The 20,193-nt window shown below is 43.6% G+C and carries 26 protein-coding genes; 15 read left to right on the top strand and 11 right to left on the bottom strand.

Translation table 11 applies throughout. From position 1 onward, the window contains the following. Window positions 1-19: 19 nt before the first annotated feature. Genes lptB through PPIS_RS13100 form a run of 6 tightly spaced genes read right to left on the bottom strand, consistent with a single transcriptional unit; the run spans window position 20 to window position 4,319 of the window. A complete protein-coding gene (gene lptB / locus PPIS_RS13125) occupies window positions 20-745 on the bottom strand; it encodes an LPS export ABC transporter ATP-binding protein (protein WP_010376664.1) in 726 nt (241 codons plus the stop codon). Next, window positions 745-1,287 carry a lipopolysaccharide transport periplasmic protein LptA gene (gene lptA / locus PPIS_RS13120; RefSeq protein ID WP_010376665.1) on the bottom strand — a complete coding sequence of 181 codons (543 nt, stop codon included), beginning with the start codon at window positions 1,285-1,287 and terminating at the stop codon, window positions 745-747. The genes lptB and lptA overlap by 1 nt, the downstream gene beginning before the upstream one ends. After that, window positions 1,277-1,831 (bottom strand): LPS export ABC transporter periplasmic protein LptC, encoded by a 555-nt coding sequence (gene lptC, locus PPIS_RS13115; RefSeq protein WP_010376666.1) that lies wholly within the window; start codon window positions 1,829-1,831, stop codon window positions 1,277-1,279. The genes lptA and lptC overlap by 11 nt, the downstream gene beginning before the upstream one ends. Further along, complete coding sequence (gene kdsC, locus PPIS_RS13110; protein ID WP_010376667.1) at window positions 1,828-2,379, bottom strand: 3-deoxy-manno-octulosonate-8-phosphatase KdsC; 552 nt, start codon at window positions 2,377-2,379, stop codon at window positions 1,828-1,830. The genes lptC and kdsC overlap by 4 nt, the downstream gene beginning before the upstream one ends. Continuing rightward, complete coding sequence (locus PPIS_RS13105; RefSeq protein WP_010376668.1) at window positions 2,379-3,350, bottom strand: KpsF/GutQ family sugar-phosphate isomerase; 972 nt, start codon at window positions 3,348-3,350, stop codon at window positions 2,379-2,381. The genes kdsC and PPIS_RS13105 overlap by 1 nt, the downstream gene beginning before the upstream one ends. A 9-nt stretch (window positions 3,351-3,359) precedes the next feature. Continuing rightward, entirely contained in the window at window positions 3,360-4,319 is a 960-nt protein-coding gene (locus tag PPIS_RS13100) for a calcium/sodium antiporter (protein WP_010376669.1), read from the bottom strand. A 174-nt stretch (window positions 4,320-4,493) separates the two neighbouring features. Here PPIS_RS13100 and PPIS_RS13095 point away from each other — a divergent pair, with 174 nt between their 5' ends. Genes PPIS_RS13095 through murA form a run of 7 tightly spaced genes read left to right on the top strand, consistent with a single transcriptional unit; the run spans window position 4,494 to window position 9,150 of the window. Beyond that, a complete protein-coding gene (locus PPIS_RS13095) occupies window positions 4,494-5,294 on the top strand; it encodes an ATP-binding cassette domain-containing protein (protein ID WP_010376674.1) in 801 nt (266 codons plus the stop codon). A 2-nt stretch (window positions 5,295-5,296) separates the two neighbouring features. Then, window positions 5,297-6,076, top strand: a complete 780-nt coding sequence (mlaE, locus tag PPIS_RS13090) for a lipid asymmetry maintenance ABC transporter permease subunit MlaE (RefSeq protein ID WP_010376675.1) — start codon at window positions 5,297-5,299, stop codon at window positions 6,074-6,076. Between the two features lie 12 nt (window positions 6,077-6,088). Next, window positions 6,089-6,634 (top strand): outer membrane lipid asymmetry maintenance protein MlaD, encoded by a 546-nt coding sequence (gene mlaD / locus PPIS_RS13085; RefSeq protein WP_010376676.1) that lies wholly within the window; start codon window positions 6,089-6,091, stop codon window positions 6,632-6,634. A gap of 2 nt (window positions 6,635-6,636) precedes the next feature. Continuing rightward, window positions 6,637-7,323 carry an MlaC/ttg2D family ABC transporter substrate-binding protein gene (locus PPIS_RS13080; RefSeq protein ID WP_010376677.1) on the top strand — a complete coding sequence of 229 codons (687 nt, stop codon included), beginning with the start codon at window positions 6,637-6,639 and terminating at the stop codon, window positions 7,321-7,323. After that, window positions 7,310-7,615, top strand: a complete 306-nt coding sequence (locus PPIS_RS13075; RefSeq protein ID WP_010376680.1) for an STAS domain-containing protein — start codon at window positions 7,310-7,312, stop codon at window positions 7,613-7,615. The genes PPIS_RS13080 and PPIS_RS13075 overlap by 14 nt, the downstream gene beginning before the upstream one ends. Before the next feature lie 5 nt (window positions 7,616-7,620). Beyond that, complete coding sequence (locus PPIS_RS13070) at window positions 7,621-7,878, top strand: BolA family protein (protein ID WP_010376682.1); 258 nt, start codon at window positions 7,621-7,623, stop codon at window positions 7,876-7,878. Window positions 7,879-7,890: 12 nt separating this feature from the next. Next, the gene (gene murA, locus PPIS_RS13065; protein WP_010376684.1) at window positions 7,891-9,150 is read left to right on the top strand and encodes a UDP-N-acetylglucosamine 1-carboxyvinyltransferase; all 1,260 of its coding nucleotides are present in this window, start codon (window positions 7,891-7,893) and stop codon (window positions 9,148-9,150) included. 69 nt (window positions 9,151-9,219) lie between these two features. Here the strand turns inward: murA and PPIS_RS13060 are convergent, their stop codons facing one another. The 3 genes from PPIS_RS13060 to PPIS_RS13050 all read right to left on the bottom strand — a co-directional run bounded on the left by PPIS_RS13060 (window position 9,220) and on the right by PPIS_RS13050 (window position 12,320). Next, a complete protein-coding gene (locus PPIS_RS13060) occupies window positions 9,220-10,299 on the bottom strand; it encodes a trypsin-like peptidase domain-containing protein (protein ID WP_010376686.1) in 1,080 nt (359 codons plus the stop codon). A gap of 102 nt (window positions 10,300-10,401) precedes the next feature. Continuing rightward, entirely contained in the window at window positions 10,402-11,754 is a 1,353-nt protein-coding gene (locus PPIS_RS13055; RefSeq protein WP_010376687.1) for a DegQ family serine endoprotease, read from the bottom strand. A 110-nt stretch (window positions 11,755-11,864) separates the two neighbouring features. Beyond that, window positions 11,865-12,320, bottom strand: coding sequence for a Z-ring associated ZapG family protein (locus PPIS_RS13050; protein ID WP_010376689.1), 456 nt, complete (start codon window positions 12,318-12,320; stop codon window positions 11,865-11,867). A gap of 123 nt (window positions 12,321-12,443) precedes the next feature. Here PPIS_RS13050 and zapE point away from each other — a divergent pair, with 123 nt between their 5' ends. The 8 genes from zapE to PPIS_RS13010 all read left to right on the top strand — a co-directional run bounded on the left by zapE (window position 12,444) and on the right by PPIS_RS13010 (window position 19,005). After that, window positions 12,444-13,532, top strand: a complete 1,089-nt coding sequence (gene zapE / locus PPIS_RS13045; RefSeq protein ID WP_010376691.1) for a cell division protein ZapE — start codon at window positions 12,444-12,446, stop codon at window positions 13,530-13,532. A gap of 355 nt (window positions 13,533-13,887) precedes the next feature. Continuing rightward, on the top strand, window positions 13,888-14,316 hold the full coding sequence (gene rplM, locus PPIS_RS13040; protein ID WP_010376694.1) for a 50S ribosomal protein L13: 429 nt from the start codon (window positions 13,888-13,890) through the stop codon (window positions 14,314-14,316). Between the two features lie 8 nt (window positions 14,317-14,324). Beyond that, window positions 14,325-14,717: a 30S ribosomal protein S9 gene (gene rpsI / locus PPIS_RS13035; protein WP_161796706.1), complete on the top strand. Its 393-nt coding sequence runs from the start codon at window positions 14,325-14,327 to the stop codon at window positions 14,715-14,717. A gap of 514 nt (window positions 14,718-15,231) precedes the next feature. After that, complete coding sequence (petA, locus tag PPIS_RS13030) at window positions 15,232-15,822, top strand: ubiquinol-cytochrome c reductase iron-sulfur subunit (RefSeq protein WP_010376697.1); 591 nt, start codon at window positions 15,232-15,234, stop codon at window positions 15,820-15,822. Beyond that, window positions 15,822-17,123, top strand: a complete 1,302-nt coding sequence (locus PPIS_RS13025) for a cytochrome b (RefSeq protein WP_017219050.1) — start codon at window positions 15,822-15,824, stop codon at window positions 17,121-17,123. Before petA ends, PPIS_RS13025 begins: the two co-directional genes overlap by 1 nt. Beyond that, complete coding sequence (locus PPIS_RS13020) at window positions 17,120-17,857, top strand: cytochrome c1 (RefSeq protein WP_017219051.1); 738 nt, start codon at window positions 17,120-17,122, stop codon at window positions 17,855-17,857. The genes PPIS_RS13025 and PPIS_RS13020 overlap by 4 nt, the downstream gene beginning before the upstream one ends. Before the next feature lie 96 nt (window positions 17,858-17,953). Next, a complete protein-coding gene (sspA, locus tag PPIS_RS13015) occupies window positions 17,954-18,580 on the top strand; it encodes a stringent starvation protein SspA (RefSeq protein ID WP_010376701.1) in 627 nt (208 codons plus the stop codon). Continuing rightward, window positions 18,580-19,005: a ClpXP protease specificity-enhancing factor gene (locus PPIS_RS13010; protein WP_010376703.1), complete on the top strand. Its 426-nt coding sequence runs from the start codon at window positions 18,580-18,582 to the stop codon at window positions 19,003-19,005. The genes sspA and PPIS_RS13010 overlap by 1 nt, the downstream gene beginning before the upstream one ends. Before the next feature lie 37 nt (window positions 19,006-19,042). Here PPIS_RS13010 and dolP read toward each other — a convergent pair whose 3' ends face one another. Both dolP and PPIS_RS13000 read right to left on the bottom strand, forming a co-directional pair. Continuing rightward, window positions 19,043-19,609, bottom strand: a complete 567-nt coding sequence (gene dolP / locus PPIS_RS13005) for a division/outer membrane stress-associated lipid-binding lipoprotein (RefSeq protein WP_010376704.1) — start codon at window positions 19,607-19,609, stop codon at window positions 19,043-19,045. After that, the gene (locus PPIS_RS13000; protein ID WP_010376705.1) at window positions 19,606-20,193 is read right to left on the bottom strand and encodes an SIS domain-containing protein; all 588 of its coding nucleotides are present in this window, start codon (window positions 20,191-20,193) and stop codon (window positions 19,606-19,608) included. The genes dolP and PPIS_RS13000 overlap by 4 nt, the downstream gene beginning before the upstream one ends.

Genomic DNA, 20,193 nt, shown 5'->3' with positions numbered 1-20,193 from the left:
TATTAATACTACGTCTTAACTATAGCTTGAATTGTTCGCCTAGGTAGACATCTCTTACGGTTTGATCTGCCAAAACATGTTCTGGCGTGCCTGCAGCGATTAACTCACCATGTGAAACGATGTAGGCTTTTTCACATACGTCCAGTGTTTCTCTAACGTTATGATCGGTGATTAGCACACCGATACCGCGGTTTTTTAGGTGCTCTATGATTGTCTTTATATCTAACACCGAAATAGGATCAACACCAGCAAAAGGTTCATCTAACAGGATAAACTTAGGGTTAGCGGCTAAAGCGCGAGCAATTTCTACGCGTCTTCTTTCGCCTCCCGACAATGCCATGCCCTGTGAGTCGCGAATGTGTTGGATATTAAACTCATCCAGTAACTCGTTTAGTTCAGCTTCTCTTTCAACTTTAGATAAGTCTTTTCGAGTTTCTAAAATCGCCATCAAATTTTGATAGACCGTGAGTTTTCTAAAGATCGAAGACTCTTGCGGTAGATAACCAATACCAAGTCGCGCGCGGCTGTGCATTGGTAGCAAAGTGATATCTTCGTCATCAATCTGAATAAAACCTTTGTCGCTTGGTACTAACCCTACAATCATATAAAAGGTCGTGGTTTTACCTGCGCCATTCGGGCCCAATAAGCCTACAATGCTGCCAGCTTGAACACTTAAGCCAACATTTTTGACGACCTGGCGGCCTTTATAACTCTTTGCTAGACCAGTTGCTTTGAGCTCGCTCATTAATTGTTACCTTCTTCCTGCGCTTTTTTATCTTTTGCGTCTTTTTTGTCATCAACAGGAACAAGGATGGTTCTTACACGGGAATCTTCTTGGTCTGAGCGCTCAGCACTGATCAGTTGCTTTTCAATGTCATAGGTGATGACCTGAGCATTGATTTTTTGCCCAGTTTGATTGATTTCCGCATCGCCAGAAATGACTAAGGTGCCTTTCGCAACGTCGTAGCGAATTTCGTTTGCTTTGGCTTCTAGCAAATTACCATCAGGTTGACGTTCGCTGAAAATAGCTGGGCTGCCAGTTGCAACAAGCAGTTGCTTGTTAGTACCAAGCTCCGCGCGGCGATGGACTTCTAGGCGATCGGCATTTATTTTTCTGTTGCCATGAATAATAACAACATTCTGTTCAAAAATACCGATGTTGCTTTGCAGTTGAGCTTGCTGACGGCCAGCATCAATAATGACTTCATTTTGTTCTGCAGCAATTACTAGAGTAGAACTTGCAAGCAAGCCGATGAAAACTAGTTTGTTAATGATTTTACTGGTCATAATAAATTGTCTTTGTGTGGTTGATGAGTTCGATCACTTGCTTTTGTAGATCCGCATGCAGTCCTTTACCCGTGATCCTAAGACTAGGACCCGTGATAACGACAGGGTGTTCCGACTTCATCAATTTTTGCTTAATTTCAACTCTTACATTATCGGCATTGATATCGGTGATCATGGCGTTAGGCGTTAAATTCTTTGCCAGCACATTGCCCTCTAATATCAAGGTATTATTTTCGTATAGTGTTGCTTCTAATGCACTTATTTGCCAATTTTGCTCACCGTTATATAAGGTGAAAATGGGCTTTTCAAAGTGACTAAAGCCAAGATCTTGATACAACTCCATCTTATCAGCAGTTACCTGATAGTTTAATAAGCCATTTTCACTATAGGTCGTTTGCTGAAGTGTGGTTGCAACATAATCGGGCTTAGCTAACGGTTCATCTTCTTTTGCTGAGTCCGCCTCTGATGGATTAAACATGGGCGACCACATCCATACCATTATTGAAGCGAAAACAATGAGTAAGATGACACGCAATACGGTCATGTACTTGATCCTTTGGAAGTCAATAAGTGATTTTGGCTGAGCATTAGAAGATCAGTCAGTTCTCTCACAGCACCAAAACCACCAGGCATCAAAGTGGTGTAGTGGGCGATACGTTTGACAAGAGGATGTGCATCATTGACGGCAACGGCAAAACCGACCTGCTCCATTACGGGTAGGTCTGGACCATCATCACCAATATATGCAATTTCGTCATCACTAAGGTTGAGCTTAGTCTTCAATTCATCATATGCCACTAACTTGTTTTCTTGGCCTTGGTAAATATAAGTTACATTTAAACTAGTCATGCGTTGCTGAACTATTTGTGAATGTCTACCTGTGATAACGGCGACTTCGATACCACTATCAATCAAGGCTTTAATACCAAACCCGTCTTTGGTATTAAATGCTTTCAGTTCTTCACCATTGTTACCAAGGTATATACGTCCATCTGAGAATACGCCATCAATATCGCAAATCAATAATTTGATTTGTTTTGCTTTTTCCCAAGCTTCAGTTGAAATCGTCTGATATAAATCTTCAAATTGCATTACAGCACCCCCGCTCTAAGTAAATCTTGCGTATTCAAGGCGCCAACCGGTATGTTGTTTTTGTTTACCACAATCAAGCCATTAATTCGTTTGGTTTCCATGATATTGAGTACCTCTGCTGCGAGCATATCGGCGCGTGCCGTCGTACTTTTAGCCGTCATAACTTGCGTGATTGGGGTGGTGTGAATATCGATCTTTTGTTCGATAATACGGCGCAAGTCGCCATCGGTAAAAATACCTTGCAATTGCGAGCTTTCATCTACGATTGCCGTCATACCTAAACTTTTAGCTGACATTTCAAATAAAGCTTCTTTAACTGTGCAATGACTTTTAACCATAGGGATTGCATCCCCTTGATGCATGACATCAGCAACGGTTAGTAGTAGACGTCTTCCTAAACTACCACCTGGATGGGAAAGTGCAAAATCATCAGCCGTAAAGCCTCTGGCTTCAAGTAGCGCAACCGCGAGTGCATCGCCCATCACTAGCGTAGCTGTGGTGCTCGCCGTGGGTGCAAGTCCTAATGGGCAGGCTTCTTTTGATACCTTAACACAAAGGTGAACCGTCGCATTACGAGCCATTGTAGAGCTCGGGTTGCCTGTCATAGAAATAACGGGGGCCCCTAAGCGCTTTATCACAGGCAGGATTGAGATCACCTCTTGGGTTTCCCCTGAGTTGGAGATCATCAAAACCACATCATCTTTGGTGATCATACCCAAGTCGCCGTGACTTGCTTCTCCTGGATGAACAAAAAATGCAGGGCTGCCAGTACTTGCGAGTGTCGCTGCGATTTTGTTTCCGATGTGGCCGGACTTACCCATGCCAATCACGATGATGCGACCTTGGCAGCCAAACATAATTTCACAGGCTTTTACAAATTGTTGATCAACAAACTGTTGCACTTCTTCTATTGCTGCAAGTTCAGTAGCAAAAACTTGATTTGCAGAATCAATAAATGGGTTCGTTGTCACAAGGCTTCCTTAAATGATGTAGTAAATATAACCGACGAAGCTTGCGACAAGTATGCCACCTTCCAAGCGGTTGATGCGGCGCTGACCTGTTAGGCTGAGGCTCATTAGGATAAGCAGCAGTGTCGCGCCAAGCATAATAAAGATATCACGTGACGCAATATTGGCGTCGAGGACAGATGGGTTAATAATCCCAGCAATCGATAGCACTGCCAATATATTAAAGATATTCGAGCCAATAATATTGCCAAGCGCTAGATCGTCTTCTTTTTTAAGTACGCCAGCAACACATGCCGCAAGCTCGGGTAAACTAGTACCAACGGCGATAATGGTTAATCCTATTAGCAGGTCACTCATGCCAAAATATTTGGCGATGTCAACCGCGGCGCCAACGAGATAGTCCGCGCTAATAGGCAGTAAAATCATACCCACGATTAACCAGAAAACGGCTTTTTGAGTTGGAATATTATTTGGCACTTCTTCACAGGCTTCACTGACAAATGGGTCATCATTATCTCCACCACCACGCTTGGTGATAATGATAAGTGCAAGAAGAAAAGCGGCGAAACCGACTAATAACAAAACACCTTCTACGAAACTAAAGTGGTTATCACTAACGATATACCAAGCTGCCAATGAAACGATGACTAACAGCGGCATTTCGCGGCGCAAAATACCAGAGCCAACGGAGAGTGGCCTTAATAACGCGGTGAGACCCAAAACGAGTAAGATATTGGCGATGTTAGAACCTATGGCATTGCCCACGGCGGTGTCTGTTTTATCTGCAAGAGCGGCTTGCGCAGCAACCATCATTTCTGGTGCTGAAGAACCCATGGCCACGATAGTTAAACCAACAATTAATGTTGGCACACCAAAGTTTCGTGCAAGAGCGGCCGCACCAAAAACAAAGCGGTCAGCACTCCAAACCAGTGCAATAAAGCCAAGAATGAGAATAACAAACGATAAAACCATGAACCTCTAGCCAATAGGATTAAAATTTCGATAGATACTACCAAAAGCGCTCTGGAAAGTATAAGCAAACCGTTACATTTCACTACTTACAAAATTTTACCAAAACGATTTTCCATCTTGTTTGAAAAAAAAGTATCATACTTGGATGAATATAGTCTGGATCTGGAGAGCGACTTGTCGCAGTCAATTGTAGAAATCAAGGATGTAACCTTCTCTCGGGGTGAAAGGATCATCTACAAAAACATGAGCTTTTCCGTACCAAAGGGCAAAATTACCGCAATAATGGGGCCGAGTGGCATTGGTAAAACTACCATGTTGCGATTAATCGGTGGTCAGCTTAAACCTGATAGCGGTGATATTCTTTTTGCTGGAAACAGTATCCCTAACATGTCACGAGCAGCTTTGTATCAAGCTCGAACGCGGATGAGTATGTTATTTCAAAGCGGTGCTTTGTTTACCGATATGAGCGTGTTCGACAATGTGGCTTTTCCTCTACGCGAGCATACCGAATTATCTGAAGAATTAATCCGTTTAGTGGTGCTGATGAAGCTTCAAGCGGTTGGTCTTCGTGGTGCAAAAGATTTAATGCCGGCAGAGCTTTCTGGTGGTATGGCAAGACGCGCGGCTTTAGCACGTTCTATTGCACTTGATCCTGAATTAATTATGTACGATGAGCCGTTTGCAGGTCAGGACCCGATCTCCATGGGCGTTCTAGTTCGGCTGATTAAGTCCCTTAATGAAGTATTGGGGTTATCGTCACTGATAGTCACTCATGATGTTACGGAAGTGCTGAGTATTGCCGACCACGTCGTTATTATTGCAGAGCAAGGTGTGATTGGTACAGGAACCCCTGAGCAGATGCTTGAACACGAATCGCCATTAGTACAGCAGTTCTTACAGGGCCTTGCGGATGGACCTGTGCCATTCCACTTTAAAGCGCCTGATTATCAGCAAGCGCTGTTGCAAGGAGAGTGAGTATGGTCGACTTTTTACAAAAACTAGGCCACAAAACCCTCAGCCGTTTTGCTGCACTTGGCCGTGCCACAACAATGCTTTTTGGGGCGCTATGTAGCTTACCCAATTTCCGAAAAGGCACGCCGCTGTTGATAAAGCAACTTTACATGGTTGGTCATCAATCATTGTTGATTATCATGGTGTCTGGTTTATTTATCGGCATGGTATTGGCATTACAAGGCTATACCGTGTTAGTTGGGTATGGCGCTGAAGATAGCCTTGGACCTTTGGTTGCTTTGAGTTTACTCAGGGAGTTGGGCCCCGTGGTGACTGCACTCTTATTTGCAGGGCGTGCAGGCAGTGCGTTAACTGCAGAAATCGGTTTGATGAAGGCTACGGAGCAATTATCTAGTTTAGAAATGATGGCGATAGACCCGCTTAAGCGCGTGGTTGCCCCTCGTTTTTGGGCCGGTTTTATTAGTATGCCGTTACTCGCATTGATATTCTCTGCGATCGCTATTTTAGGCGCACACTTGGTGGGTGTTGATTGGTTAGGCGTAGATTCAGGTAGCTTCTGGTCAATTATGCAATCGCAAGTGTCGTTTCAACAAGACATCTTAAATGGTCTTATTAAGAGTTTCGTATTTGCACTATTAGTAACTTGGATCGCGCTATACAAAGGCTATGACTGTATTCCTACTTCTGAAGGGATAAGTAAAGCGACGACAGAGACGGTAGTACATTCTTCACTGGCTGTACTTGGCTTTGACTTTGTATTAACAGCGGTTATGTTCTCAAGTTAAAAGGTTTTAAAAATGAATACACGGAAAATAGAAATTTTAGTTGGGTTGTTCGTGGCATTGGGCATTGCTGCATTTGTTATGTTGGCGCTAAAGGTAGCTAATTCAGGCTTAAGCGGCAATGGTGAAACTTATACTTTGCATGCTAAGTTCGAAAATATAGGTTCGTTGAAAACCCGCGCCCCAATTAAGGTGGGTGGGGTTGTGATTGGTCGTGTTGATGGAATTCACATCCATCCACAAGAGTTCGTGCCAGTAGTTTCAATGAGTTTAGATAAAAACTACGAGTGTCAGTTTTCCGATACGTCGTCGGTTTCGATTTTGACTTCGGGCATTTTGGGTGAGCAGTATTTAGGTATTTCTCCGGTTATTGCTGCTGAATCTGCGAAGCAAAAATGTCTTGGTCAGGAGGTAACGAGTGAAGATAGCGTTGATCTTGAGTCTCTTTTTGGTGTGGAAACAAAAGCGCTAAAAGACGGTGACATGATCACAGATACAAAATCGGCACTGGTACTAGAAGAGCTAATTGGTCAGTTCCTATTTAATCAAGGGAGCGAGTAAATATGTTAAAAAACATCTATGCGAAATGTCTGACTTTGTTTGTAGCATTGATGGCTACCGCATTGGTTCAGGCGAAAGAAGTAGACTCAAGCGATCCTTATAAAATGGTGGAGCAAGTTGCGGCGCAAACTTTTCAGCGTGTTACGAAAGAGCAAAACATCATTGAAAAAGACAAAGAACACTTACGCGTTATCGTAGAAGAAGAGCTCTTGCCTTACATTGATTACAAATATGCTGCGTATCGTGTATTAGGTTCTTATATTCAAAAGGTTCGCAACATTGAAAGTAAAGAGGAGAAAGCTGCTGCTGTCGAGCATATTAGAGAATTTATTGAGGTATTCAAAAATTACTTGGTAGCGACTTATGCTGGTGTATTTACTCAATATAAAGACCAAAAGGTAGAGTTTGGTGAGCATCGCCCATTTGAGAATGAAGCTGTGGTGGTTGTTAAGACCAAAATTGTAGAGCCAGGTAAGCCTGATATCAAAATCGATTTTAAAGTTAGACGCGGACAAGACGGTGACTGGCGTGCTTTTGACATGATGGCGGAAGGCATTAGTTTACTTGATGCCAAACAATCGGAGCTACATGGTATTTTACGACAGCAGGGTATTGAACATGTGATCCAACTGTTAGATAAGAAGAGCAAGCTTCCGGTGCAATTTAGAGGGGATGATGGTGACGCCTAATATTTCATTCACCGAAAGTAAAGGTGAAATCGTGTTAACTGGTGAACTTACGAGAGCGAGTTTACCAAGCGCACTGAAACAGTCGACCATCGTTCAAGTGTTGAAAAATGCACAATCAACCGTCTATTTTAACCTTTCTGAGGTGACAAGGGTTGACACCGCGGGCTTAGCTTGGTTAATTCACTCTTTAGGTCAATTGAAACAGCGCGACATTCGTCTCGAGCTGAAAAATACGCCTGAGCAACTGCAAAATTTAATGGAGTTGGGACAGGTGACAACCCTATTTGAGTGAGTCTAATGGAAACAAATCAAGTCGAAACTTTATTGAGAGATGCACTATCGCTTGACGAGATCATCGTTAAAGCTAATGGTAGTCACTACGAAGTCATTGCTGTTGGAACGTGTTTTGACGGATTAAGAAGGCTGAAAAGAGAACAGCTGATCTACGGCCCACTGATGGATACTATTAAAGACGGCACTATGCATGCTGTTAGTATTCGTGCATTCACACCTGATGAATGGCAAAAAGAGCGCAAATTTATTCTTCCACAATAACGGAGTGCCGCAATGGATCAGTTTGTTATCCAAGGTGGCACCACTTTAGCCGGTGAAGTCACTATTTCAGGGGCTAAAAACGCAGCCCTACCTATTTTATTCGCCGCTCTGCTTGGCGATGGTAAAAGCCGTTTTTCTAATGTACCGCACTTACGCGATATAGGTACCACAGAAGCCTTATTAAAAACACTGGGCGCTGAAGTTGAGTGGGACGGCGATATCTTAGAAATCAACGGAGCAACGGTAAATAGCGTGCTTGCACCTTATGAACTCGTTAAGCAAATGCGTGCGTCGGTACTGGCGTTAGGCCCATTAGTTGCCAGATTTGGTCAGGCGCAAGTTTCCCTACCGGGAGGGTGTGCTATTGGTGCTCGTCCAGTCGATCTGCATATTTCAGGCCTTGAGAAAATGGGCGCTAAGATCAAAGTTGAGAATGGTTATATCCATGCGGTAACCGAAGGTCGTCTTCGGGGAGCCGAGATCTTTATGGAAACCGTCAGCGTTGGTGCTACTGAAAACTTATTGATGGCTGCAACCCTCGCCGATGGTAAAACTGTGATAGATAATGCTGCGCGAGAGCCAGAGATTATTAACTTAGCTGAATGCTTAGTTGCCATGGGTGCCAAGATCAATGGTGCAGGCTCTAGCCGAATTGAGATAGAAGGCGTTGAGCGTCTTAATGGTTGTGAGCATAAAATCCTTCCTGATCGCATCGAAACAGGGACCTTTTTGGTTGCTGCGGCAATGGCAAAAGGCGAAGTACTATGTAAAAACACGGATTATCATAGTCTTGAACCTGTGCTTGAAAAGCTACGTGCCGCCAATGCTATTGTTGAGGTAAGTGAAGACAGTATTTATGTGGATATGCGTCAACGCGCTTTGAAAGCCGTTAATATTAAAACCATGCCACATCCTGGCTTTCCAACAGACATGCAAGCTCAGTTTACTGCATTAAATGTGGTGGCTGAAGGTAGCGCGACAATCACAGAAACTATCTTTGAAAACCGCTTTATGCATGTGCCAGAGTTACAGCGTATGGGCGCGAATATTCGTTTAGAAGGCAACACTGCAATCTGTGGTGAGACAGAGTCGTTATCTGGTGCACAGGTAATGGCAACCGATTTACGCGCTTCAGCGAGTCTTATCCTAACGGGTATTGTTGCAACAGGCGAAACCATCGTAGATCGCATCTATCATGTTGATAGGGGCTATCAGAAGATAGAAGATAAGCTAAGCCGTTTAGGTGCAAATATAAAACGCCGTAAAACCTGAGCATAATTAAGCAAATTGGTAAAAAACGAAAAGCGTCTTCCGGGACGCTTTTTGCTTAACCTTTTTGTCCTAATATAGTCCAGTTTCGAGTTCTGCGACTTCCACCGTAATGGTGAGGCGCTGACCACCTCTGAGTACTTCAAACTCGAGTTTAGTACCAGGCGCAGTATTGCCTATCGTCTTCAATGTCTTTTGCGGATTAGTCACAGGCTCTCCACCTACTTTAACCACAATATCATGCTCTTTCATACCAGCTTGCCATGCGGGACCTAGGGGGTCTAATTCACTCACAGCAAGGCCGACAATAGGTGTGTAAAGATCCGTTACGCTTTTACCTGTATTATCAACTGGCGTGCCTCTAAAGCCGAGATAGCCTCGGATCACTCTACCATCCATAATGAGTTTATGCATGACGTCCAGTGCAAGATCATAAGGGATAGCAAACGAGATACCTTGGATATCAATGTTCAAGCGCGTGCGAAATTGTGCAGAGGTAATGCCGACTAGCGCGCCATTAGAATTGACAACGGCACCACCTGAGTTACCAACATTAATCGCGGCATCCATTTGCAGCAAATTATTGAACTGACTTTCAGTGAGAGTCTGTTTGCCCGTTGCACTGATAATACCTTGGGTAATGGTTTGTCCAATGTTCAATGGGTTACCAATTGCGAGCACTATATCTCCAACTCGTGGTGAGTAGTCGTGATCGATAGGAATGACAGGCAAATTCTCAGCTGGAATTTTTAATAAAGCTAAGTCCGTAATCGTGTCAAAGCCTATCAGTTGCGTATCGCTATACTGGCGGCCATCAGGAAGAAGCACAATGATTTGGTCGGCATTGTTCACCACATGATAGTTTGTCAGTATGTAGCCATCTCGGCTCATGATTACGCCAGAGCCAAGTTCTCTAACCGTGCTTTGGCGCTGATATCTTGGCTGATTGCTAAAGCCCTCGGAAAAAATCGTCACGACCGCTGGAGCTGTTTTTTCTACAGCATCAGCAAAACTCATATGATGGGTCTGAATATGTGGGGCCTCAAGTTTTGGCAAGTTATCCCTTAGCTCAGGATTAAACCAAATGATGATAAAAGCGATCCCAAGTCCGGCAAGCAGCGGTGGAAAAATGAATTTAATTAATTTGAACACAAGAGCTTATATTTATCGTTATCTAATACTGCTAATAATGACACAAAAAAAAACACAGCGACAAGTTTCGCTGTGTTTCATTTTTAATATTTGTCTATTTCGTCACTGAATGAGGTAGAAAACCGTCTCGCGATCGCGTTTAATCCCAAGTACGATATTACCTTTAATACCATTAATGAGTTTAGACATATCTTTAACACTAGTGACACGTTGGCGATTCACTTGCATGATCACATCGCCTTCTTCAAGGCCAACGCGTGCAGCTGGTGAGCGAGGTTCTACTGAGGTAATGACGACACCTTCATTGCCATTGCGCTCGCCACTCTCTAGTACCGCGCCTCGTAGGTTTGGATGTACATCCTCTGCATTCGCCTGTTCTTCTTGTTTACCACCAAGCTCTACGTCGATAAACTTGGTTTTGCCATCACGGTAGACACCAAGTCGTACCTCACGACCTTCACCCATCGTAGCCACTTTACCGTGGAGTTCATTAAAGCTTTCAATGTCGTCGCCGTTTAGGCTGACAATGACATCATTGGCTTTCAGACCCGCTTTGTCTGCTGCTGAATCTTCAACTACGCGCATGACATAAGCACCGCGCTTAACATCAAAACCTTGTGCTTTAGCAAGACCAGCATCTAAAGTACGACCCAAGATACCCAATGAACCGCGACGAACTTCTCCGTACTCAACAATTTGATCCACTAGGTTTTTCATCATGTTTGATGGAATAGCAAAGCCGATCCCGACATTACCGCCTGACGCGCCTAAAATAGCAGTGTTGATACCAATCAGTTCGCCGTTTAAGTTAACGAGTGCACCACCTGAATTACCTTGGTTGATTGCCGCATCTGTTTGGATGAAGTCTTCATAGCCTTCGATATTTAAGCCGCTACGGCCTAGTGCACTGATGATGCCTGAGGTGACGGTATGACTTAATCCAAATGGATTACCAATAGCAACGGAAAAATCACCCACTCTCAATTTGTCTGAATTAGCGAGTTTTATTTCTGTTAGGTCTTCGCCGTCGATTTGTAGCAATGCGATATCGGATTCGGCGTCGCTACCGATTAATTTAGCCTCAAATTCTCTGCCATCTTTTAAGGTGACAAGCATTTCGTCTGCATCATCAATAACGTGATTGTTTGTAACAACATAGCCTTTATCTGCATCGATGATGACACCTGAGCCGAGGCCACTAAAAGGGCGCTTTTGGCTACGAGGCTGCGGTTGTCCAAAGAAAAAGTCGAAAGGGTCGACACGGCGACGCACTTCTTTAGCACCTTTTACTTGGATACTAACAACGCCCGGGGCGACCTTTTCTAGCATAGGTGCTAGCGTTGGTAGTTGTTGGCCGTCTACGGCAACAGGAAGTTTGGCCATGCTTTGCTGCGGTAACAGCAATAAGCTAGAAGAAAGTAAAGCGGCCGATAACAAAGATAGTTTAAATTTCATAGTCGTGAAGTACTCCGCTATTAGCGTTAATATAAGTCATAAGGGGCTGCTAACAAGCCCCTAGAATCAATAACTTCTTTTAAAGACTATGGGGTCAACAAAAAGTTTCATCAAGAGGCTTTAATTTGCTCACTTTCTTTTTTTTGACCAGAAAATAACCCAGTTTCACCTTCGGCATAGTCACTCGGTGGAGCTTCAAAACTTGGGTCTTGCTTACGTCTTCTCTCTGGGCGCGCTTGAAGAGAAGCTTGTAGTTGTTCTGTGGTTTCTTTCGAGAAAAAAGGATCCGCAGGATGAGATGGACGATCCTGTGTCAGTAGTTGGTTGGTTTCTTCCACGTGGGTAAGCAGTTGTTGATAACTATCCTGCATTTTATTTACTAGCTTTTTGGTGCTAGCTAGGTGATCTGATACGTCTTGACGATATTGCTCAAGGTCGTGTTTAGCTTGTTGTGCTTGCACTTCCAGTTCGTCGTGTTTGAACTGCTTTTTCGTTACAAAGCCACCTAAAAAGAATGCAGCAATGGCAACAATGATCAGTAATCCAAGCCAAGTAACGGTAGTCATAGGTTTCTCCCTGTGTGCCTCAACGGCAAATAAAATTAAAACTCTGTTAGAGTTAAATATACGCTGTGAATACAGTCGTGTTAATATAACCTACAAACAAATCGTAAAAAAATATTTAAGTCGATGACGCCTTGGGAAAAATATCAGCAAGATCTACAACGTGATGATTTTCAATATGACAGCGCGCAAGAAAATGCCGTAAAGCATTTACAGCGATTGTATGACGACCTTATCAATCAGCCCCCGGTCAAACCAAACTTCTTCTCGCGCTTGTTTGGTAAAGCTGAGCCGCCAAAAGTGAAAGGGTTGTACTTTTGGGGTGGAGTAGGGCGCGGTAAAACTTATCTGGTTGATACCTTTTACGATGCGTTGCCGACGGAGCGTAAAATGCGGGTGCATTTTCACCGCTTTATGCATCGTGTTCACGCAGAGCTGAAAAAGCTTAATGAAGTGAAAAACCCTCTGGAAAGCATCGCTGATACGTTCAAATCTGAAACTGACATTATCTGTTTCGATGAATTTTTCGTTCAAGACATCACTGATGCCATGTTACTGGGTGGATTAATGCAGGCGCTGTTTGCGCGCGGTATCGTGTTAGTGGTCACATCGAATATTGTGCCTGATGATTTGTATAAAAATGGCTTGCAGCGTGCACGATTCTTACCCGCCATTGAATTGGTAAAAGCCAATACTGAGGTAGTTAATGTGGACTCGGGTATTGACTATCGCTTGCGCACGTTGGAACAAGCGGAAATTTTTCACAGCCCACTTGATAAACAAGCGGATGAAAACTTATTCGACTACTTTAACAAACTCTCTCCGGAGCCGGGTAAAGCCGGACAAGCGATTGAGATTGAAGGTCGAATGATCCAAACTCGAATGGTGTCAGATTGTATTGTTATGTTTGATTTCCCTGCGCTATGTGAAACCGCTCGTTCGCAAGTGGATTACATGGAGATCAGTCGCTTATATAACACAGTGATTCTATCTAATGTGAAGCAAATGGGTCAGCAAAACGATGATGCGGCAAGGCGCTTTATTGCGCTCGTCGATGAGTTTTATGAGCGTAATGTGACGCTTATCATCTCAGCTGCAGCGCCTATTACTGAACTTTATACCGAAGGTACACTGAATTTTGAGTTCAAACGCTGCATTAGCCGCTTGCAAGAAATGCAATCCCATGAATATTTAGCAAGAGAGCATTTAGCCTAACGGCAATTACTTTTTTGTTAAGAGGACTGGTTCGGTGTGGGTGTTTGTAAATATCCTATTTGAACGAGTCCTTGTCACGCACACGTCGTCATTTCGTTGGATTTTTTGCCTTTTCTATTTTTTTTCGAAATTCTTCAGATTTTCTTGTAGAAAAAAGCACCAAGCGCTGGTTTTCACCCAGAAGGCTTGCTATAATCCGCGGCCTGCCACGTTGCGTTCTATTGCCCTCGTCGGCTTAGCCACTGACTTGAGCGGCATAAAAGTCTTAAACTCGAAGGGGTTAAAGCAAATACAAGTAGAGCGGTAGTCCAAGGACTGCCTGTGGTTTTAAAATTGAAAACTTTGGATTTTTATAATGAAAACGTTTGTTGCTAAACCAGAAACTGTAAAACGTGACTGGTACGTAGTTGACGCTGAAGGTAAAACTTTAGGTCGCATCGCTACTGAAATCGCTCGTCGCCTTCGCGGTAAGCACAAAGCTGAGTATACTCCACACGTTGACACTGGTGATTACATCATCGTAATCAACGCTGAGAAAGTTACTGTAACTGGTAACAAAACTCAGGACAAAATGTATTATGCTCACTCTGGTTACCCAGGTGGCCTTAAGTCTATCAACTTTGAGAAACTTCAAGCTAAAAAGCCTGAAATGATCATCGAGAAAGCGGTTAAAGGCATGTTACCTCGCGGTCCTCTAGGTCGTGAAATGTTCCGTAAACTTAAAGTTTACGCTGGTAACGAGCACAACCACGCTGCACAGCAGCCTCAGGTTCTAGACATTTAAGGAGCACTATCATGGCAAATCAATACTACGGTACAGGTCGTCGTAAAAGTTCAAGTGCTCGCGTATTCCTACGCCCAGGCACTGGCAACATCGTAATCAATAAGCGCTCTTTAGAAGAGTTCTTCGGTCGTGAAACTTCTCGCATGGTTGTTCGTCAGCCTCTAGAGCTAGTTGAAATGACAGAAAAGTTTGACCTATACATCACTGTTGCAGGTGGTGGTACAACTGGTCAAGCGGGTGCTATCCGTCACGGTATCACACGTGCACTAATGGAGTTTGACGAGTCTCTACGTCCAGCTCTACGTAAAGCTGGCTTTGTTACTCGCGATGCTCGTAAAGTTGAGCGTAAGAAAGTTGGTCTTAAGAAAGCACGTAAGAAGACACAGTTCTCTAAGCGTTAATTTATTACGTTTCAAGAATTCAAAAACCCAGCTTATGCTGGGTTTTTTGTTTTTAGCTTCTCCTATGTACATCAATCTCTCGTATTTACGAGGTATCTAATTCGTTTTGTCCTACTTATTTGCTCAAAAATATCGCGTCGAGTTAAAAAAGTTCAATAAATATAATAATTAGTGCAATTCGAGCGGTAACTTGGCGGTTTTTTTTGCTACAATTGGCGAAGCAAGTAGAAAGACCTGAGATCCAGTCACGCGATTTGGTGCGTATCCTTAGTCGGGGGGTTGATCTTAGTCAGTATATTGTTGTGTCAGATGCGATATCATAAATACTCGGTTTCATGCTCGAAGTAATCATAGATGATTTTCTGCGGGTTTATTCGGGCATGGATCTGGAATAACCTTGTTTTAATCAAGGTATTTATTTATGATCGCGTCTATTTTGTAATTTCTTAAATTAACCTGCTGTAACTGATGTTCTCAATATAGCAAGTGTTGGGAATCAAGTGGAGATAAGTGGATGAGCAATGCGCCTGTAGACAACAGCCGACGTCGCTTTTTAACTATCGCTACCTCTGTTGTAGGTGGCGTTGGTGCGGTTGGAGCTGCTGTTCCTTTTATTGCGTCCTGGAATCCAAGTGAGCGAGCTAAATCTGCAGGTGCGCCTGTAGAAGTAGATATCAGCAAGCTTGAGTCTGGACAACTTATTCGTGTTGAGTGGCGAGGCAAACCAGTTTGGATTGTTAATCGTACACCAAAAATGCTAGAACAAATGAAGCAACACGAAGACCAACTTCGTGATCCTAACTCTGAAGAGCCACAGCAGTTGGCATCTGCGCAGAACGGTTTCCGTTCTAAGCGACCTGAGCTTTTCGTCGCAGTTGGGATTTGTACTCACTTAGGATGTTCACCATCTTTCCTTAACGGAAGCTTTGGTGAAAAAGTAGAAGGCACTGATAGTGGTTTCTTCTGTCCTTGTCACGGTTCGAAGTTTGATATGGCGGGGCGCGTATTCCAAAACGTACCTGCACCTCTAAACTTAGAGATCCCTCCGTATACCTTTATTGACGACACTACCATTTTGGTAGGTGAAGAAGAAGGGGTTGCATAATGTCTGTTAATGTAGATAAAGCAGCAAATACGGGCGTTGTGGGTAAAGTTGTTGATTGGATTGATGCTCGTATTCCGATGACTCGCGTCTGGAATATGCACATTGCTCAATACCCAGCGCCAAAAAACTTTAACTTCTGGTATTTGTTTGGTTCACTCGCCATTCTAGTACTGGTAAACCAGATTGTAACGGGTATCTGGCTAACCATGAACTTTGTACCTTCTGCTGAAGGTGCATTTGCATCAGTAGAATACATCATGCGTGATGTTGAATATGGTTGGTTATTGCGATACCTACACTCTACCGGCGCATCCGCATTCTTTATCGTGGTCTATCTTCACATGTTCCGCGGTATGATCTACGGTTCTTATCAAAAGCCACGTGAATTACTGTGGTTGTTCGGTATGTTTATCTTCCTAGCACTAATGGCTGAAGCTTTCATGGGCTACTTATTGCCATGGGGTCAGATGTCTTTCTGGGGTGCTCAGGTAATCATTTCATTATTCGGTGCAATCCCTGTAATTGGTGATGACCTAACGCTTTGGATCCGTGGTGACTACGTTATTTCTGGTGCAACGCTTAACCGCTTCTTTGCACTACACGTTATTGCACTACCATTAGTACTGGTTATCTTAGTATTCCTTCATATTGTCGCACTGCACGAAGTAGGCTCAAACAACCCTGACGGTGTTGAGATCAAGCGCAAGAAAGGCTCTGTAGCTGAGGAAGATAAACCTAAGTTTAAATTCCATGAATACTACACGGATAAAAAAGATATTGTGGATGCAATTCCATTCCACCCTTACTACACAGTAAAAGATGTCTTAGGTGTTGCTGGCTTCTTAATTTTCTTCTGCGCAATTGTGTTCTTTGCACCAGAAATGAATGGTTTCTTCCTTGAAGCGCCAAACTTTGAAGCTGCAAACCCGCTAAAAACGCCAGAGCACATTTTCCCAGTTTGGTACTTTACGCCATTCTACGCGATCCTTCGTGCTATTCCTGATAAGTTGATTGGTGTACTAGCAATGGGCGCTTCAATCGTAGCATTGGCACTACTGCCTTGGATTGACCGTGGTTCGGTTCGTTCAATTCGCTACCGTTGTGGTTTCCATAAGTTGAACATTGCTCAGTTTGTTGTCACATTCGTTATCCTTGGTTGGATTGGTGCAACACCACAAACTGACTTTAAAACGCTATTGTCGCAAATTACGACAGTAACTTATTTTATGTTCTTCGTGTTGCTATTCTTCTACAGTAAAAACGAGAAGACAAAGCCACTACCAACGAGGTTGACGAAATGATGAAAAAGCTAGTAATCGGTTTATTCGCATTGTTGCCAACGTTATCGATGGCAGCGGGCCCATCAGTACCTTTGATGGAAGCAAACAACGACTTAACTGATAAAGCATCTTTACAGCGTGGCGCTAAGTTATTTATGAACTACTGCCTTGGCTGTCACCAAATGCAATATCAGCGTTATGAGCGTACTTTCCGTGACATCGGTATTCCAACTGAAATTGGTCAAGAAACGCTTATTTTCGATGGTTCAAAAGTAGGTAGCCATATTAAAAACTCTATGGCTAAAGATGATGCAGCAAAATGGTTTGGTGCTGCGCCACCGGACTTAACACTTATCTCTCGTGTTAAGTCTCCGGACTACATCTATACTTACTTGAAGTCATTCTATAAAGATGAGTCTCGCCCATTTGGTGTGAACAACGTTGTTTTCCCATTGGTGGGTATGCCTCACGTACTACAAGAGTTACAAGGCTTGCCAACACCGATCACTGAAGAAGTGGAAGAACACGGTCACACAGTGACTAAAGTTGTCGGCACTGAAACAGATGGTACCGGTGAGATGAGTGTTGATGAATATGACCAAGCAGCACGTGACCTGACAAACTTCTTAGCTTATGTAGGTGAGCCTTCTCGCCTAGAGTCAGAAGCTTTAGGTATTAAGGTTATTGGTTTCTTAGTTATCTTCTTCATCCTGGCATTCTTCTTGAAGAAAGAATACTGGAGAGATGTTCATTAATTTGAATATTCAAAGGTAATTTTTGCAATAGGGGCGTTCGCCCCTTTTGCTGTTTAAAGTGATTTAATTACTTTTAGTTTTTTAATGGAGGTAGGCATGGCCGTTGCTGCCAATAAGCGCCCTGTAATGACACTTTTTTCTGGGTCAAACTGTATGTACAGTCACCAGGTACGTATTGTACTTGCTGAGAAAGGTGTAAGTGTTGATATTCATCAGGCTGAAAAGGACAACTTACCAGAAGCTCTACACGAGATTAACCCGTATGGCACTGTTCCTACGCTAATCGATCGTGAGCTTGGCTTGTACCAAGCGAATATCATTATGGAGTATCTAGACGAGCGCTTCCCGCATCCTCCTCTGATGCCTGTATATCCAGTAATGCGTGGTCGTAGTCGTTTAATGATGCACCGCATTGAAACTGACTGGTATTCACTTGCTGAAAAGGTCTCTTCGGGTGGTGATGAAGCTGTACTAGCTCGTAAAGAGTTAACTGAAGCACTATTAGCTGTAGCACCTATCTTCAATGAAGCACCTTACTTCATGAGTGAAGAGTTCAGCTTAGTTGATTGTTATTTAGCTCCACTACTTTGGCGTTTACCACAGCTTGGTATTGAGCTGAATGGTGCTGGTAGCAAAGAGCTAAAAGAATACATGCTGCGTTTATTTGAGCGTGACTCATTCCAAGCATCGCTAACGGATGCAGAGCGTGAGATCAGATCGTAATGACGTCTAATCGTCCTTACTTACTACGCGCGTTTTACGAGTGGATTGTTGATAACGAATGTACACCGCATTTAGTGGTGAACGCAGACTTTCCCTCGGTACAGGTTCCAACACAATTTGTGCAAGAAGGGCAAATTGTGTTGAACGTAAGCCCGTCTGCTGTGACGAATTTCTCTATGGACAATCAAGCGCTGAGCTTTAACGCTCGGTTTGGTGGTCAACCGATGCAGGTATATGTGCCTAACGGTGCAGTATTGGCTATCTATGCAAGAGAAAACGGTGAAGGGACGGTATTTACACCTGAAGAAGAAATCTTTGAAGATGAAGAGTTTGATTTGGTAGAAGAGACGGACGTCTCACAATCGCCAGAGACTAAGCCAGAACCTGAAAAGAAAAAAGGTTCTCACCTTCGAGTGATAAAATAAAAAAACCTGCGGATGCAGGTTTTTTTATGGCTATTGTTTAGATGTACTCAAAGGCTTTAATCACACGTTTTACACCATTAATATTTCTGGCGATTTCTACCGCTGAGTTTGCTTCTTGTTTAGAGACTAAGCCCATTAAGAACACTTCGGCATTCTCGGTAACTACCTTAATATTTGCGCCATTGACTTCGTCGGCCGCGAGTAATTTGGTTTTAACTTTAGAGGTCAGCCAAGTATCATGTGTTTGCGTCGTGATGCCGATGTTTGAGCTTATTCTCAACTGATTATGTACTTGCTTAATCCCAGCAACGTTCCGTAGCGCACGCTCAGCTTCCGTTTTCATTTCTTGATTAGTGACTTGACCAATCATCAATACTATGCCATTAACACTCACTAGCGTGATATTGGCATGGTCTGCAAGGCGCTTAATCTCTTTGATGGCAAGCGTGCCTTTGATCTCGATATTGTTATCGTCAATTTGTGCACCGATAGTGCGTCTATCATTTGCAGCAGACACCGCACCGGCTGTACCAGCAACTACCGCAGCAGCACACCCTTGTAGTAACAAGATGGCGGCAAGTAAAGAGGTTATTCTCATCATCATACTTCGTCCTGAGGGAATAAAATTGCGTCGATTAGCTCACTTAAACAGTGAGTATTGAATAGTTGTGACTCGATTATCCTGCTTGGGCGTTTACTTGGGATCCGGATCTCTACGTCCTGTGGGCCCAATAGGCCGGTGATTTCACCACCATCATCGCCAACTAACGCGATGACTTTCATATCTCTAGTAAGGGCAGCTTCCACTGCGCCAATAACCGCCTTTTCTTGCCCGTTTATGGCATACGCCACCAGCAAGTCTCCTTGCTGCGCGAATGCGCGTATTTGCTTGGCAAAGCGCTCTCTGGCTTTGCCATTTTCTGGTGACGCCAGATTATATTGCTCATTCGTTAGTGCAATCGCGGGCAGACACGGGCGTTCGGTTTCGTAAAAGTTGCTTAAGATGGTTGCGAAGTGGTGTGCCAACATATGATTACTTGGCGCGCCGCAGCAGATGATTTTATTGCCATTGATCAGGCTCTGAGCCATAGTCATAGCTGCGGTTTCTAGCGCTTTAGGCAATACTTCGCCCGCCGCTATCTGCGCTTGAATTGACTCTGTAAATATAGACTTTATAGATTCTTGCAT

Origin of the sequence: Pseudoalteromonas piscicida (assembly GCF_000238315.3) — a bacterium.
GTDB lineage: Bacteria > Pseudomonadota > Gammaproteobacteria > Enterobacterales > Alteromonadaceae > Pseudoalteromonas > Pseudoalteromonas piscicida.
The sequence above is the reverse complement of the archived record's forward strand: the minus strand, read 5'-3'. Positions and strand labels throughout refer to the sequence as shown.